Origin of the sequence: Herbaspirillum sp. VT-16-41, from assembly GCF_001994935.1 — a bacterium.
Lineage (GTDB): Bacteria > Pseudomonadota > Gammaproteobacteria > Burkholderiales > Burkholderiaceae_D > Herbaspirillum > Herbaspirillum frisingense.
Map to the genome: position 1 here is coordinate 221,430 of NZ_MUXB01000099.1, position 14,658 is coordinate 236,087.

Consider the following 14,658-nt stretch of genomic DNA (forward strand, 5'->3'; position numbering starts at 1 on the left):
ATCGTCGCCCGCGTACGGGCGCTCTACATTCTTTGCCGCGATCAGCTGAACATCAGCGCGGTCAGCAGGAAGTCCAGGCCCAGCACCATCAGCGAAGCGATCACCACGGTGCGGGTGGTGGCGCGGGCCACACCCTCCGGCGTGGGCTGCGCCTGGTATCCCTGGAACAGCGCCACGAAGGTCACTGCCACGCCGAAGACGACGCTTTTCAGCACGCCGTTGGCGATATCGTTCCAGACGTCCACGCCGCCCTGCATCTGCGACCAGAAGGCACCTTCATCGACGCCGATCAGCAGCACGCCGACCACATAACCGCCCATGACGCCCACGGCACTGAAGATCGCCGCCAGCACCGGCATGGCGATGACACCCGCCCAGAAACGCGGCGCGACCACGCGTTGCAGCGGGTTCACGGCCATCATCTCCATGGCCGACAGCTGCTCGCCGGCCTTCATCAGGCCAATCTCGGCGGTCAGCGAGGTCCCGGCGCGCCCGGCAAACAACAGCGCTGTCACCACCGGACCCAGTTCACGCGTCAGCGACAGGGCCACCAGCAGACCCAGCGCCTGTTCGGAACCGTATTTGTTGAGCGTGTAATAACCCTGCAGACCCAGCACGAAACCCACGAACAAGCCCGACACTGCGATGATCACCAGCGAATAGTTGCCGATGAAGTGGATCTGGTCGGTAATGAGGCGCGGACGACGCAGCAAGCCCAACGAGGCGCCCAGCATGTTGACGAACATGCGTGCAGCAAAACCGACCCCGACCACGAACTCCCGGATACTGCGGCCCAGGCCGCTGACGAGACCGACGATCATGCGCCGCCTCCCAGACCCAGGTCCTCGGCCAGCGACTTGCCGGGATAGTGGAAAGGCACCGGCCCATCGGCCTCGGCGTGGACAAATTGCTTCACATAGGGATCGGTGGAATGACGCATCTCTTCCGGCGTACCCTGGGCCACGATCTTGCCGGCGGACAGGAAATACACATAATCGGCGATACCGAAGGATTCATTGACGTCGTGCGACACCAGGATGGACGTCGACCCCAGCGCGTCATTGAGACGGCGGATCAGGTTGGCGGTCACACCCATGGAAATCGGATCGAGGCCGGCGAAGGGCTCGTCATACATGATCAGCGCCGGGTCCAGCGCGATCGCCCGGGCCAGCGCCACGCGCCGCGCCATGCCGCCGGAGATTTCCGCCGGCTTCAGCGCGGCCGCATTGCGCAGGCCGACGGCGTTGAGCTTCATCAGGACCAGGTCGCGGATGAGCGTTTCATCCAGGTCGGTATGCTCGCGCAGTGGAAAGGCCACGTTGTCGAACACCGTCATGTCGGTAAACAGCGCGCCGTTCTGGAACAGCATGCCCATCTTGCGACGCAACAAATACAGTTGTCCGGTCCCCAGGTCGGGCACGTTTTCGCCATCCGCTTCCACCCTGCCCTGCTGCGGCTGCAACTGTCCGCCGATCAACCGCAGGATGGTGGTCTTGCCCGAACCGGAACCGCCCATGACCGCCACCACCTTTCCGCGCGGGAAATCCATATGGAGACCGGACAGGATCGGCCGGTCGCCATAACGGAAGTGCAGATCGCGGATTTCAACGATATTAGGCAAAGGGATTCTTCGAGTTCTTTGGAAAACCGACATTGTAGAGCAAATTTTACAAATCGCTTTCAAGAGGGCAATACAGCGTGTAAATGGCCGCGGAGAAATGAGCCTTTTCTTTACAAGTTACGTGCAATTTAGAGGAACTTGATAACTATTGCCAACAACCAACTTGCTGACGAATGAGTCAGTTAAATATTGTGCATTTCAGATATTTCCCATTGCGTGGCATATACACAACGAATTCATATATAAAAGACAACACAGGTGTAATTCGCCCCCAAAACGCTCCATGTCGAGGGGCCCTCATGGTTTCCGGACAGGGATGCCGGCGCCCGGAGGTCCAGCCCGGAAGAACAATGCAGCCAAGCAAAGCATAGGGTTGCGGCGCACAGCTTGCTACAATGTCGGTTTTGCTTTCGGAAGAATCTGTCATGAGCCTCAAATGCGGCATCGTGGGTCTGCCCAACGTCGGTAAGTCCACCCTTTTCAACGCGCTGACCAAGGCCGGCATCGCCGCCGAGAACTATCCGTTCTGCACCATCGAGCCCAATGTCGGCATCGTGGAAGTGCCCGATCCGCGCCTGAAGGCGCTGGCCGAGATCGTCAAACCTGAGCGCATCCTGCCGGCGACCGTCGAATTCGTCGACATCGCAGGCCTGGTGGCGGGTGCCTCCAAGGGTGAAGGCCTGGGCAACCAGTTCCTCTCGCACATCCGCGAGACCGACGCCATCGTCAACGTGGTGCGCTGCTTCGAAGACCCCAACGTGATCCACGTTGCCGGCCGTGTCAGCCCGCTGGACGATATCGCCGTGATCCAGACCGAACTGGCCCTGGCGGACATGGGTACGGTCGAAAAGGCCATCCACCGCGAACAGAAGAAAGCCCGTTCCGGCGACAAGGACGCCGCCAAACTGGTCGCCCTGCTGGAACGCATCATGCCGGCGCTGGACGAAGCCAAGCCGGTACGCGCCCTGGGCCTGGATGCCGAAGAGATGCTGCTGATCAAGCCGCTGTGCCTGATCACCGCCAAGCCGGCCATGTATGTGGCCAACGTGTCCGATAGCGGCTTCACCAACAACCCCTTGCTGGACCAGCTGACCGGCTACGCCAAGGAACAGAACGCCCCCATCGTGGCCATCTGCGCCGCCATCGAAGCCGAGATCGCCGACCTGGACGACGCCGACAAGGTCGACTTCCTGGCCGACATGGGCATGGAAGAACCGGGCCTGGACCGCCTGATCCGTGCTGCCTTCAAGCTGCTGGGCCTGCAGACCTACTTCACCGCTGGCGTGAAGGAAGTGCGCGCCTGGACCGTCCCGGTCGGCGCCACCGGCCCGCAAGCCGCGGGTGTGATCCACACCGACTTCGAGCGCGGCTTCATCCGCGCGCAGACCATCGCCTTCGAGGACTACATCGCCTGCAAGGGTGAGACCGGTGCCAAGGAAGCAGGCAAGATGCGGGCCGAAGGCAAGGAGTATGTGGTCAAGGATGGGGATGTGATGAATTTCCTGTTTAACGTCTAACTAACATCTGGCGGGCGGACGGTCTTTCCAGAAAACCGGAAAGACGACGAAATCCGGGAAGCACAACAAAGCCGCGAATTACGCGGCTTTGTCATTTCTGGAGGGTGAGCGAAGTCACACGAACGGGCAGCGGAGCACCTTCCATAAATGAGGTAATTACCGCCTTATTGGGGTAATGACTACCAAAAATACCCCCATATGCGGTAGCATTACCCCATTATTTCGTACGCGGATGCTGCTCAATGCAATCACTCTCGCCAGACTACCTCGCCGGGCTGCGCTTCAACGCGCAGCAACTGGCGACGCTGCGCGCCTTGGGTGAATACAGTGGCAAGCAGCAGCTCTTCGTGGCGCAATCACCCGAGGTCTTAAGCGACCTGCGGCAGGTGGCCGTGGTCGAGTCCACCGAATCTTCGAACCGCCTGGAGGGCGTCGTGGTCGCGGCTCACCGGCTCAAGTCCTTGGTGCTCAAGAATGCCACCCCGCAAAGCAGGTCTGAGCAGGAAGTCGCGGGCTACCGCGATGCACTGGGCCTGATCCACGAAAGCGGCGAACAGATGCCGTTTTCGGAAGGTACCATCTTGCAGCTTCACAGCATGCTGTACCGCTATATGCCGCAACCGGGTGGGCACTGGAAGGCCACGAACAACGATATCGTCGAGCGCCACCCCAACGGTAGCTCGCGTATCCGCTTTCGGCCGGTCGCTGCGCACCTCACCCCCATGGCGATGACGGACCTGATCACGCGCTACCGCTCGGCGCTGGATCAGCATTTGGCCGACCCATTGGTGTTGGTGCCTCTCGCCATCCTGGACTTCCTGTGCATCCACCCATTCCCGGATGGCAACGGCCGTATGGCACGACTGCTCACGCTGCAATTGCTTTATCACTTCGGCTATGCGGTGGGCCGCTTCATCAGCCTGGAGCGCATCTTCGAGGAGTCCAAGGAGAGCTACTACGAAACGCTGGAGGCCAGCTCCCAGGGCTGGCACGAGGCGGCTCACAACATCGCCCCATGGCTCGACTACTTCTGGGGTGCCCTGCTGCGCGCCTACAAGGAATTCGAAGAGCGCGTGGGCACCATCGAGCGCGGCCGTGGCGCCAAGGGCGACCGTGTTCGCTCGGAAATTCTCAAGCGCCAGCTGCCCTTCTCCATCTCGGAGATTGAGGAAGCCTGCCCCGGTATCAGTCGGGACATGGTACGCGTAATCCTAAGAGCCATGAAAACCGAGGGGGTGATTGCCCCGACAGGAAAGGGACGCGGCGCGAAATGGTCACAAGTCAAGGTGGAGGGAAAACCCTGATGCAACAGCCACTGACGCCGTATCAAAGCCTGTACTACGCCTGGCTACTGACCCGACGTACGGCGGGCGACTCTGTCGAATCGCTTGCCTCAACCTTGGTCGACTCACAGGTTGATCTCAATCCCCACCAGGTTGAGGCGGCGTTGTTCGCCTGTGCAAATCCACTTTCACGCGGGGTTATCCTGGCCGACGAAGTTGGACTCGGTAAAACCATTGAGGCAGGACTGGTGATCTCTCAGCGGTGGGCTGAGAGGCGTCGCCGCATCCTGATCATCGTCCCGGCCAATCTTCGTAAGCAGTGGCACCAGGAACTGCAGGACAAGTTCAACCTACAGAGCGTTCTGCTAGAGACCAAGAACTACAACGCTCTGCGCAAACAAGACCGCCGTAACCCCTTCCAGGTCTCATCGGGGCCCGTCATCTGCTCGTACCAGTTCGCCAAGACCAAGGCCGAGGACATCAAAGCAGTCGAGTGGGATCTCGTGGTATTGGACGAGGCTCACCGGCTGCGCAACGTCTACAAGACCAACAACGTCATCGCCAAGACGCTGAAGGAGGCGCTGGCACACGTTCATTCCAAGGTGCTGCTCACGGCCACTCCGCTGCAGAATTCGCTACTGGAGCTATATGGGCTCGTTAGCATGATCGACGACCGCGTGTTCGGAGACATCGACAGCTTCCGCTCGCAGTTCACTGCGCAATCCCGCGAACAGGCCTTCGCAGCGCTGCGCACCAGGCTCGCCACGGTGTGCAAGCGGACACTGCGCAGGCAAGTGCAGCAGTACGTGCCCTACACGGCACGACGGGCCATGGTAGAAGAGTTCACCCCGTCCGCCGAGGAGCGCGAGCTGTCCAACTTGGTGGCAGGCTACCTTCGCCGCCCAAACCTCAAGGCCCTACCCGAGGGCCAAAGGCAACTGATCTCACTTGTGCTTTGGAAACTGCTTGCGTCGTCCACGCATGCCATAGCCGGCGCACTAGAGACCATGGCCAAGCGCCTAGAAGGGGAGCTCAAAGCATCGCCCGATGAGTCCGATCTGACGCAGGCTCTCGATGAAGACTACGAGTCACTCAACGAAACCGCAGACGAATGGGATGACGGCGCTGCGAACTCAGGCACTTCGTCTGTGGATCAGCGAGACGCCGTGGAAGCAGAAATTGCCGAACTGCGGCACTTCAAGAAGTTGGCGACCAACATCCGCGAGAACGCCAAAGGCACAGCGCTGCTGACGGCGCTGGACAAGGCATTCGCTGAACTGGACCGCCTGGGCTCCGCCAAGAAGGCCATCATCTTCACCGAGTCCAAGCGCACTCAGGAATACCTGCTTTCATTGCTGGAGACGACCCCGTACGGTGAAGGCATCGTGCTCTTCAACGGCACGAACAATGATGCCCGTGCACAAGCGGTCTACGCGGACTGGATCAAGCGCCACCACGGCACCGACAGGATCACAGGCTCACGCACGGCCGACACTCGCGCAGCCCTTGTGGAGCACTTCAGAGAGCGCGGCACGGTGATGATTGCCACCGAGGCCGGCGCCGAAGGTATCAACCTACAGTTCTGCTCGCTAGTCATCAACTTCGACCTGCCATGGAACCCTCAACGCATCGAACAGCGCATCGGCCGCTGCCATCGTTATGGTCAAAAATTTGACGTGGTGGTGGTCAATTTCGTCGACCGCAGTAACGAAGCCGACGCCCGTGTCTACGAGTTGCTAGACCAGAAGTTCCAACTCTTCGAAGGCGTGTTTGGCGCCAGCGACGAAGTGCTGGGCGCCATCGGTTCGGGCGTGGATTTCGAACGACGAATTGCAGAGATTTACCAAAACTGCCGCGACCCTGAAGAGATCAAGACCAGCTTCGAGCAACTGCAGCGCGACCTGTCTGGCGAGATCAACGAGGCCATGGTCAAGACCCGGCAAATCCTGCTGGAGAACTTTGACGAAGAGGTCCAGGACAAGCTGCGCGTGCGTGCTGCTGATAGCCGAGCAGCACGAAGCAAGTACGAGAACATGCTGCTCGAACTGACGCGGGCGGAGTTGGGGGAGTGCGCTCTTTTCGACGAAGACGGCTTTGTACTTCAACACCTACCGGCAAACACTCTGAATGCCGTTGAACTTGGTCGCTATGAACTGCCCCGCCGCTCTGGCGACTCACATCTCTATCGCATCGGCCATTCGCTCGCCGAGTGGGTGACAGAGAAGGCGAAAGGCCGCGTGCTTGCGGGCTCGCGCCTCGTCTTCGACTACGACGCACACGGCATCCAAGTCAGTACCCTCAAGCCCTATCGTGGCAAGACCGGCTGGCTGACCTTGAAGCTTGTGACTGTTGAGGCCCTCGGAAACGAAGAACAGCGTCTGGTGGTAGCAGCTATCACGTCAGACGGCCAGCCCCTTGCGGAGGACGACCCCGAAAAGCTCCTGCGCTTACCCGCGCGAACGCGGCCTTCCGAGCAGGATGGATTGGATGTAGCCAACCTTCGCGAAGACGTAGCGACTCGGATGGGCAGCGCGCCCATCATGGCGTTGAGCAAGGTGGACTTGCCGGCGCCGTTGGGGCCGATGACGGTGACGATCTGGCCGGCACGCAGGGACAGCGTGGCATCGGTCAGCGCGGCGACCTTGGCAGCGTTCTCCAGCACGCTCATGCCCGGCACCAGGCGCACATGCTGGAAGGTGCGGGCGATGCCGCGACTGCAGATTTCGCGTGACGACAATCCCGCCAATGACTGGCCGCGATAGTCGAGCTTGCCGCTGGTGATCGACAACACACCGGTCACGAGGTTGAAGGTGGTCGACTTGCCGGCGCCGTTCGGCCCGATCAGTCCGACGATCTCGCCAGCCCTGACCGCGAAGCTGACATCGTTGACCGCCACCAGCCCGCCGAACTGCTTGCGGGCGGATTCGACCTGCAGGATGATCTCTCCCCGCTGCGGCTTGGGCAACTGCGCCAGCGGCGCGCCACCGGTTCGCAAGCTGCGCACCCGGCGCTGGCCGAAGCGCGCCTGCAGGCGCGGCCACAAGCCTTCGTTGGCGAACTGCAGGAAGATCACCAGGGCAATGCCGAAGACGATGGCTTCAAAGTTGCCGCCGCTCCCCAACAGGCCCGGCAGCCACTCCTGCAGGAAGTTGCTCAACACCGCCAGCAATCCCGCGCCCAGCAACGCGCCCCAGACATGGCCGGCACCGCCCACCACCACCATCAACAGGTAGTCGATGCCGTATTTCAGTCCGAAGGGCGTGGGATTGACCGCCTGTTGCAGATGCGCGTAGAGCCAGCCCGAGATGCCCGCCAGTACGGCGGCATAGACGAAGATGATGATCTTCAGCCGGGCGGTATCCACACCCATGGACTCGGGCATGACGTACCCATATTTGAGCGCCCGCACCGCACGACCGGCGCGTGAGTCGAGGAAGTTGACGACCGAAACCAGCGCCAGGATCACCACGCCCCAGATCAACAGATACATCGAGCCACCGTTGCCGAACTCGAAGCTGCCGATGCTGATCGCGGGGATGCCATTGATGCCGTCGTGCTTGCCCAGCATCTCCAGATTGCCGAACAGGTAGTACAGCGACAGCCCCCAGGCAATCGTGGACAAGGGAAGATAGTGGCCGGAGATGCGCATGGTCAGCGCGCCGATCACCAGCGCCGAGCAGGCGGTCAGGGCGATACCGGCCAACAGGCCGACCCAGGGCGAGAGGCCGAATTGCGTGGTGAGATAGGCGGTGGTGTAGGCGCCGATGCCGACGAAGGCCGCCTGCCCGAACGAGATCAGGCCGGCCACGCCGGTCAGCAAGACCAGCCCCAGGGCGACGATGGCATACAGGCCGACATAGGACAGCAGGGTCACCCAGAACGGCGGCAGGCCCAGCTGCGGCAAGGCCAGTACGATGACGAAGAACAGCACCGGCCAGGCGGCGCGATGGGTCATGAAGGATGGCATGGATGGCATGGTGGAGACCTCAGGCTTCTTCGTCGATGTGGTGGCTGGTCAGCGACCGCCACAGCAGGATGGGCAGGATGACCGTGAAGACGATCAATTCCTTGAACGAGCTGGCCCAGAACGAGGAAAAGCTCTCGACCAGGCCCACGGAGACCGCACCCAGTGCCGCCAGCGGATAGCTGGCCAGTCCGCCGAAGATGGCGCCCACGAAGCCTTTCAGGGCGATGATGAAACCCGATTCGTAATTGACGATGGTGAAGGGCGCGATCAGGATGCCGCACAGCGCACCGATGGCGGCCGCCATCGCAAAGGACAGCTTGCCGGCCTGGTTGATGCCCACGCCCACCAGCCTGGCGCCGAGCCGGTTGACGGCGGTGGCACGCAAGGCCTTGCCGGTGAGCGTACGTTCGAAGAAGAGATAGATCACCGCGATCAGCGCCGCCACCGTCACCAGCACGATCACGCTCTGCCCCGACACGGGACTCTCGCCCAGGTTGAACTGCAGATCGGTGAAGGGCCGGGTGTTGCTGCCTTCCGGCCCGAACATCAATAGCCCCAGCCCGACCATGGCCAGGTGCACACCCAGCGAGACGATCAACAGCACCAGTACGCTGGAATGCGCCAGCGGCTGGTAGGCCACGCGATAGATCAACGGCCCCATCGGCACCACGATAAGCAATGCCAGCAGGATCTGCAGCGGCATGGCCAGTGTCTGCAGATCGACGTAACGGGTGATTGCGACCACCAGCAGCGGCACCAGTACCTGCGTGACCAGCATCCAGGGCCAGCGTCGCCGCAGGCGCGCACGCGATTGCGGCAGGCGCAATGCGCTGCCGGCTTCCACCGCCAGCGTCACGCCGCCCAGTGCCAGCAACAGTAAGGCCGTGCCGGGGGCCTGGCCGTTCTGGATCGCCGCCAGCGTCAAGGCGCCAAAGGCGACGAATTCGCCCTGCGGCAGGAAGATCACCCGCGTCACCGAAAACACCAGCACCAGCGCCAGCGACAACAGCGCATAGATGGCGCCGGTGGTGATGCCGTCCTGCACCAGCACGGTCAATATGCTTGCATCCATTTGTCTCCTCCTTTTCTGCCCGGGCGTCGCAGTTCGGGCTGCGGCTGGCCGGGCAGGTCTCCGGCTCCGTCGAGCCGTTTATATTTTTTATATCATTTACGCAATCAATGACTGCCGGCATCCAGCCGTTCAGTCATGCCGCTATGCGGCCACCGGTCGCTTGGCCACCAGGGTCAGGATGTCGTAGGACGCGACCAGCTCGTCATCCTGGTTGCTGACCTCCACATCCCAGGCGACCACGCCCTGCCCCTGGCCATTGGCGTCCTTCTTGTTGCGGTCGATCTTGCGCTTGCAGGTCAGGCGGGCACGCAGGGTGTCGCCGATGCCGACCGGCTTGACGAAGCGCAGCGTGTCCAGCCCATAGTTGGCCAGCACCGGCCCGGGTGCCGGCGAGACGAACAGCCCGGCCGCCGCCGAGAGCACGAAGTAGCCGTGGGCGATGCGCTTGCCGAAGGGCGATTGGCGTGCCGAGATGTCGTCGAAGTGCATGTAGAAATGATCACCGGAGAGGCAGCCGAAATTCACGATGTCGGCCTCGGTGACGGTGCGTCGATGGGTGCTCAGCGAATCGCCGATCTGCAGGTCTTCGAAATAGTGACGGAAGGGGTGGATGTCCGATTCACGGACCTGGGCGCCGCGCACATGCTCGCCGACCACCGCCGCCAGCATGGTGGGCGAACCCTGCACCGCACTACGCTGCAGGTAATGCTTGACCGCCCGCGCCCCGCCCAGTTCTTCGCCGCCGCCGGCACGACCGGGGCCGCCGTGCTTGAGCTGCGGCAGGGGTGAACCATGGCCGGTGGATTCCGGCGCCGATTCGCGATCCAACACCAGCAGGCGGCCATGCCAGGCGGCGGCCGCAGGAATGACCCGCGCCGCCACGGCGGGTGTGCGCGTGACCAGGCTGGCCACCAGGCTGCCGCGTCCCCGGGCGGCCAGGGCCAGGGCTTCGTCCAGGTCGTCGTAGGGCAACAGGGTGCTGACCGGGCCAAAGGCCTCGACTTCATGCACCGGGCTGCCGGCGGCCGTGTCACGTGCCAGCAGCAGGGTCGGCGCGAAGAAGGCGCCCTCGGCCACACCCTCGCCCTGCGGCTGGAATGCCGTGCCGGCACCGAGCAGGATGTCGGCGCCCTGCTTCAACAGCGCCAACCGTTGCTCGACATCGCGCTGCTGGTCACGGGAAGCCAGCGGCCCCATGCGCACCGACTCCAGCGCCGGGTCGCCGACCACGATCTTGCGCAACCGCGCTGCCAGCCGTTCAGCCACGGCATCGACCTGCTGGCGCGGCACGATGGCGCGCCGGATGGCAGTGCATTTCTGGCCGGCCTTGGTGGTCATCTCGCGCGCCACTTCCTTGACGAAGAGCTCGAACTCTTCATCGTCCGCGCTCACATCCGGGCCAAGGATGGCGCAGTTCAGCGAATCGGCCTCGGCGTTGAAGGGAATGGCATTGGCAACCAGATTGGGGTGGACCCGCAGGCGGGCGGCGGTATCGGCCGAGCCGGTGAAGGTCACCACGTCCTGCGGCTGCAGGCGATCCAGCAGGTCACCGGTGCTGCCGATCACCAGTTGCAGGCTGCCGGCCGGCAGCAGGCCGGATTGCTGGATCAGACGCACTGCCGCCTCGGCCAGATAGCTGGTGGCGGTGGCCGGCTTGACGATGCAGGGCATGCCCGCCAGGAAGCTTGGCGCGAATTTTTCCAGCATGCCCCAGACCGGGAAGTTGAAGGCATTGATATGCACCGCCACGCCGCCGCGCGGTACCAGGATGTGACTGCCGGCGAAGCGCCCCTGCTTGCCCAACGCAAAGGCCGGCCCCTCATGCAGCAAGTTGGAGGACGGGAATTCATTGGTGCCGATGCTGGCATAGGTGAACAGCGTGCCGCTACCGCCTTCGATGTCGATCCAGCTATCGGCGCGGGTGGCGCCGGTGTGGGCGGAGATGGCGTAGAGCGTCTCCTTGTGTTCGGTCAGGTATTTCGCCAGGGCCTTGAGGCGGGCGGCGCGTTGCTGGAAGTCCAGCGCCAGCAAGCCGGGCAGCCCCTGCTGGCGGGCGTGATCCAGTGCTTCGCCGAAGTCGATCGCCTCGGCGTGGGTGGATGCGACGGCGCGGCCGTTGACGGCGCTGTGCAAGATCTGGGCGGGACTCTCGCCGAGCCAGCGGCCGGCAATGAAACTCTGTAGCTGCGGTGTACGTACCGTCATGGGAACTCCTGTAGACGTGAAGATGCTGGCGCACCCGGCTGAAGGTCAGCCCGGGTGCATGGCCGGCATGGGAATCAAATGGCCTGAAGAGGCCGACCTGCAAAGCGGATCAGGGCTGGTATTGCCAGGCGCCATCAACGATCTTGACCATCACCGAGGCGCGCTGGTCCAGACCCAGGTGGTCGCTGGCCGACATGTTGTAGACGCCGTGTACGCCGGTCACTTCACGGGTGGCTTCCAGCGCGTCGCGCAGGGCGGCGCGGAACTCCGGGGTACCGGGCTTGGCACGCTTCATCGCCACGGGAATGGCTGATTGCAGCAGCACGCCGGCATCCCAGGCATAGCCGCCGAAGAGGGAGACACTGTCCTTGCCGTGGGCGGCCTCATAGCGGGCGGTATAGTCCAACGCTACCTTGCGGATGGGATTGGTAGCCGGCAGTTGCGCCGCCACCAGCACCGGGCCGGCCGGCAGCAGGGTGCCGTCCAGCATCTTGCCGCCCACCCGCAGGTAGTCGGCATTGGCCACGCCATGGGTCTGGTAGATCTGGCCCTTGAAGCCGCGCTCCTTGAGAGCACGCTGCGGGACCACGGCCGGGGTGCCGGAGGCGGCGATGAGGATCGCGTCCGGCTTGGCCGCCACCAGTTTCAGGGCTTGTGCGGTGGCCGAGGTATCGGTCGGAGCGAAGCGTTCGTTCGCCACCAGCTCCAGCTTCTTCAGGCCGGCGGCCTTCTTGAATTCCTCGTACCAGCCTTCACCGTAGGCATTGGCGTAGCCGATGAAGGCCACACGCTGGTAGCCACGCGCCACCATGTCGCGGGCGATGGCCAGCGACATCATGATGTCATTCTGCGGGGTCTTGAAGACCCACTTCTTCTTGGCGTCCATCGGCTCGACGATGCGGGCCGCAGCGGCCAGGGAGATCATCGGCGTCTGCGCCTCGGCGGCGACCTCGATCATCGAGATCGAGTTGGGGCTGACGGAGGAACCGACGATGACATCGACATTGTTTTCGGTGACGAAGCGGCGTGCATTCTTGACCGCCTGCGTGGTGTCGGAGGCGTCATCGAGGACGATGTAGTTGATCTTCTGCCCGGCGATGGTGGTCGGCAGCAGCGCGATGGTGTTCTTCTCCGGAATGCCCAGCGAGGCGGCCGGACCGGTGGTGGAGACGGTGACGCCGACGTTGATGTCGGCGTGGGCGAGGTGCATGCAGCCGGCCAGGGCCAGTGCAAACAGCGGACGGAAAAGCGGCAGTCGAGGTGGACAAACAGAGGGCAGGCGGTACGGCATGGAGTCTCCTTGATGGTGTTGTCATTGTGGTGTTGCATGCCTGCAATGACGCGACCGATCAAGGGCTCACGTCATCGTTTCTTCCTGGGGACGCCGTCCAGGCCAACGGCGCCGATACCACCGAACAACAGATCGGACACGACCACCGCCATGCGCTCATGGGTCAGCTCGCCATCGGGCTTGAGCCACATGAACATCCAGTTGATCATGCCGAACAGAAGCATCGCCAGCGGCTTGGCCATGCGACTGCGATCCAGCTCCGGGCGCACCGCGCACATGGCATCGGCCACTGCCTTGACCACCTTGCGTTCGCCGGCCAGGATGCTTTCCTGGTCATCCGGCGCCAGGAAGCGCACGTCCTCGGTCAGCACGCGATGCTCGTTCTGGGCGTCGCGGTATTCCTCCACGAAGCGCTGGATCAGCAGGCGCAGGCGTGGCTCGGGTGGCAGGTCCTGCTGGGCCACTTCATCGACCAGAGCGCACAGGCGGTCGATATGGCCTTCGCAGATGGTCATCAACAGTTGATGCTTGTCGGTGTAGTAGTGATACAGCGAGGCCTTGGACAGGCCACATGCCAGTGCCACTTCATTCATCGATGTGCCGGCGAAACCGTTGCGCGCGAACAAAGCTGCCGCCTGTTCGATGATGGTCTCGCGCTGGTTGTCGTATCCCGCTGCACGCTTGCGTGGCATAAGTGCGTCCTCTTTGATATTTCCGCAAAGTCATGATTGTGCCGTAAATCAAAACTCTTACGAAACATCTACGCAACATCTGCAACCAGCACAGCGTCCGACCTCTCCAGCTGCCCTGCCCGACCATCGGTGCATCCCGAACTTTCCGATACCGGTCAGGAAAAACTTCAAAAACATTATTGACCAACCGGTCGGTCGAAATTATTATTCCCTAAAAAACAGCGACAGGCAAATGCTTTTTTCCCGCCTTCAGCCGGGAAGAAAGCAGCGCACAAGCCAGCAAGTTTCGCTGCAACGACAAGGCGGCGCAGCCCGGCAAGGGCCGCTGCACAAGGAGACGCGGTGCCCAGCTATGCGATCGAAGATGTGATTCCGGTGGTCGACCCCACGGCCTATGTGCATCCCACGGCGGTACTGATCGGCGACGTCATCGTCGGTGCCGATTGCTATGTCGGCCCGGCGGCCTGCCTGCGCGGCGACTTCGGTCGCATCGTGCTGCAGCGTGGCGCCAACGTGCAGGACACCTGCGTGATCCACGGTTTTCCCGGTCACGACACGCTGGTCGGGGAAAACGGCCACATCGGCCACGGCGCGGTGCTGCACAGCTGCACCGTGCAACGCGATGCGCTGGTAGGCATGAACGCGGTCGTCATGGATGAGGCAGTGGTGGGCGAACAGGCCATCGTGGCGGCCTGTGCCTTCGTGCGGGCCGGGATGCAGGTGCCACCGCGCACGCTGGTGGCAGGCCTGCCGGCCAAGGTGGTGCGCGAACTCTCGCCCGAGGAGATCGCCTGGAAGCAAGCCGGCACCAGCACGTATCACGACCTGACCCGGCGCAGCCTGCGCAGTCTGCGCGAGGTCAGCCCGTTGAGCGAGATCGAGGAGAACCGGCCGGTCCTTGCCGCGCCCCGGGTCCAGCCCTTGATCGCCGCCAGGCGCGCGTAGCGTTGCGACAGGACAGTTTTACCGATTTTCGATTCAGCAGTTTTTTCAGCTTTTCAGCTTTTTAG

General features: G+C 62.5%; 9 protein-coding genes and 2 pseudogenes. 4 read left to right on the plus strand and 7 right to left on the minus strand.

Features of this window, described 5'->3' with window-relative positions; all coding sequences use genetic code 11:
• Nucleotides 1–41 precede the first annotated feature (41 nt).
• Nucleotides 42–821 carry a lipid asymmetry maintenance ABC transporter permease subunit MlaE gene (mlaE, locus tag BTM36_RS09485; protein ID WP_006461561.1) on the minus strand — a complete coding sequence of 260 codons (780 nt, stop codon included), beginning with the start codon at nt 819–821 and terminating at the stop codon, nt 42–44.
• Entirely contained in the window at nt 818–1,621 is an 804-nt protein-coding gene (locus BTM36_RS09490; protein ID WP_174616831.1) for an ABC transporter ATP-binding protein, read from the minus strand. The genes mlaE and BTM36_RS09490 overlap by 4 nt, the downstream gene beginning before the upstream one ends.
• A 425-nt stretch (nt 1,622–2,046) precedes the next feature.
• Here BTM36_RS09490 and ychF point away from each other — a divergent pair, with 425 nt between their 5' ends.
• The 3 genes and pseudogenes from ychF to BTM36_RS28965 form a co-directional block, all read left to right on the plus strand.
• Nucleotides 2,047–3,138, plus strand: a complete 1,092-nt coding sequence (gene ychF / locus BTM36_RS09495) for a redox-regulated ATPase YchF (RefSeq protein WP_006461559.1) — start codon at nt 2,047–2,049, stop codon at nt 3,136–3,138.
• A 242-nt stretch (nt 3,139–3,380) separates the two neighbouring features.
• The gene (locus tag BTM36_RS09500) at nt 3,381–4,442 is read left to right on the plus strand and encodes a Fic family protein (protein WP_077236056.1); all 1,062 of its coding nucleotides are present in this window, start codon (nt 3,381–3,383) and stop codon (nt 4,440–4,442) included.
• A pseudogene (locus BTM36_RS28965) lies at nt 4,442–6,889 on the plus strand (SNF2-related protein); the annotation flags it as partial. The gene BTM36_RS09500 and the pseudogene BTM36_RS28965, both read left to right, overlap by 1 nt.
• A 107-nt stretch (nt 6,890–6,996) precedes the next feature.
• Here the strand turns inward: BTM36_RS28965 and BTM36_RS09510 are convergent.
• The 5 genes and pseudogenes from BTM36_RS09510 to BTM36_RS09530 all read right to left on the minus strand — a co-directional run.
• A pseudogene (locus BTM36_RS09510) lies at nt 6,997–8,388 on the minus strand (ATP-binding cassette domain-containing protein); the annotation flags it as partial.
• A gap of 19 nt (nt 8,389–8,407) precedes the next feature.
• Nucleotides 8,408–9,460 carry a branched-chain amino acid ABC transporter permease gene (locus tag BTM36_RS09515; RefSeq protein ID WP_077236057.1) on the minus strand — a complete coding sequence of 351 codons (1,053 nt, stop codon included), beginning with the start codon at nt 9,458–9,460 and terminating at the stop codon, nt 8,408–8,410.
• Between the two features lie 141 nt (nt 9,461–9,601).
• Complete coding sequence (paaZ, locus tag BTM36_RS09520) at nt 9,602–11,665, minus strand: phenylacetic acid degradation bifunctional protein PaaZ (RefSeq protein WP_077236058.1); 2,064 nt, start codon at nt 11,663–11,665, stop codon at nt 9,602–9,604.
• 109 nt (nt 11,666–11,774) lie between these two features.
• Nucleotides 11,775–12,920: an ABC transporter substrate-binding protein gene (locus tag BTM36_RS09525; protein WP_139347125.1), complete on the minus strand. Its 1,146-nt coding sequence runs from the start codon at nt 12,918–12,920 to the stop codon at nt 11,775–11,777.
• A gap of 107 nt (nt 12,921–13,027) precedes the next feature.
• A complete protein-coding gene (locus tag BTM36_RS09530; protein ID WP_077236060.1) occupies nt 13,028–13,648 on the minus strand; it encodes a TetR/AcrR family transcriptional regulator in 621 nt (206 codons plus the stop codon).
• A 342-nt stretch (nt 13,649–13,990) separates the two neighbouring features.
• Between BTM36_RS09530 and BTM36_RS09535 the strand changes: the two genes are divergently transcribed.
• Complete coding sequence (locus BTM36_RS09535; RefSeq protein WP_077236061.1) at nt 13,991–14,593, plus strand: phenylacetic acid degradation protein PaaY; 603 nt, start codon at nt 13,991–13,993, stop codon at nt 14,591–14,593.
• The last annotated feature ends 65 nt before the right edge of the window (nt 14,594–14,658 follow it).

Excerpts from the sequence above, each read along its gene's own strand:
- paaZ (WP_077236058.1), bottom strand. The coding sequence starts at position 11,665 with ATGACGGTACGTACACCGCAGCTACAGAGTTTCATTGCCGGCCGCTGG.
- BTM36_RS09515 (WP_077236057.1), bottom strand. The coding sequence starts at position 9,460 with ATGGATGCAAGCATATTGACCGTGCTGGTGCAGGACGGCATCACCACC.
- BTM36_RS09530 (WP_077236060.1), bottom strand. The coding sequence starts at position 13,648 with ATGCCACGCAAGCGTGCAGCGGGATACGACAACCAGCGCGAGACCATC.
- BTM36_RS09500 (WP_077236056.1), top strand. The coding sequence starts at position 3,381 with ATGCAATCACTCTCGCCAGACTACCTCGCCGGGCTGCGCTTCAACGCG.
- ychF (WP_006461559.1), top strand. The coding sequence starts at position 2,047 with ATGAGCCTCAAATGCGGCATCGTGGGTCTGCCCAACGTCGGTAAGTCC.
- mlaE (WP_006461561.1), bottom strand. The coding sequence starts at position 821 with ATGATCGTCGGTCTCGTCAGCGGCCTGGGCCGCAGTATCCGGGAGTTC.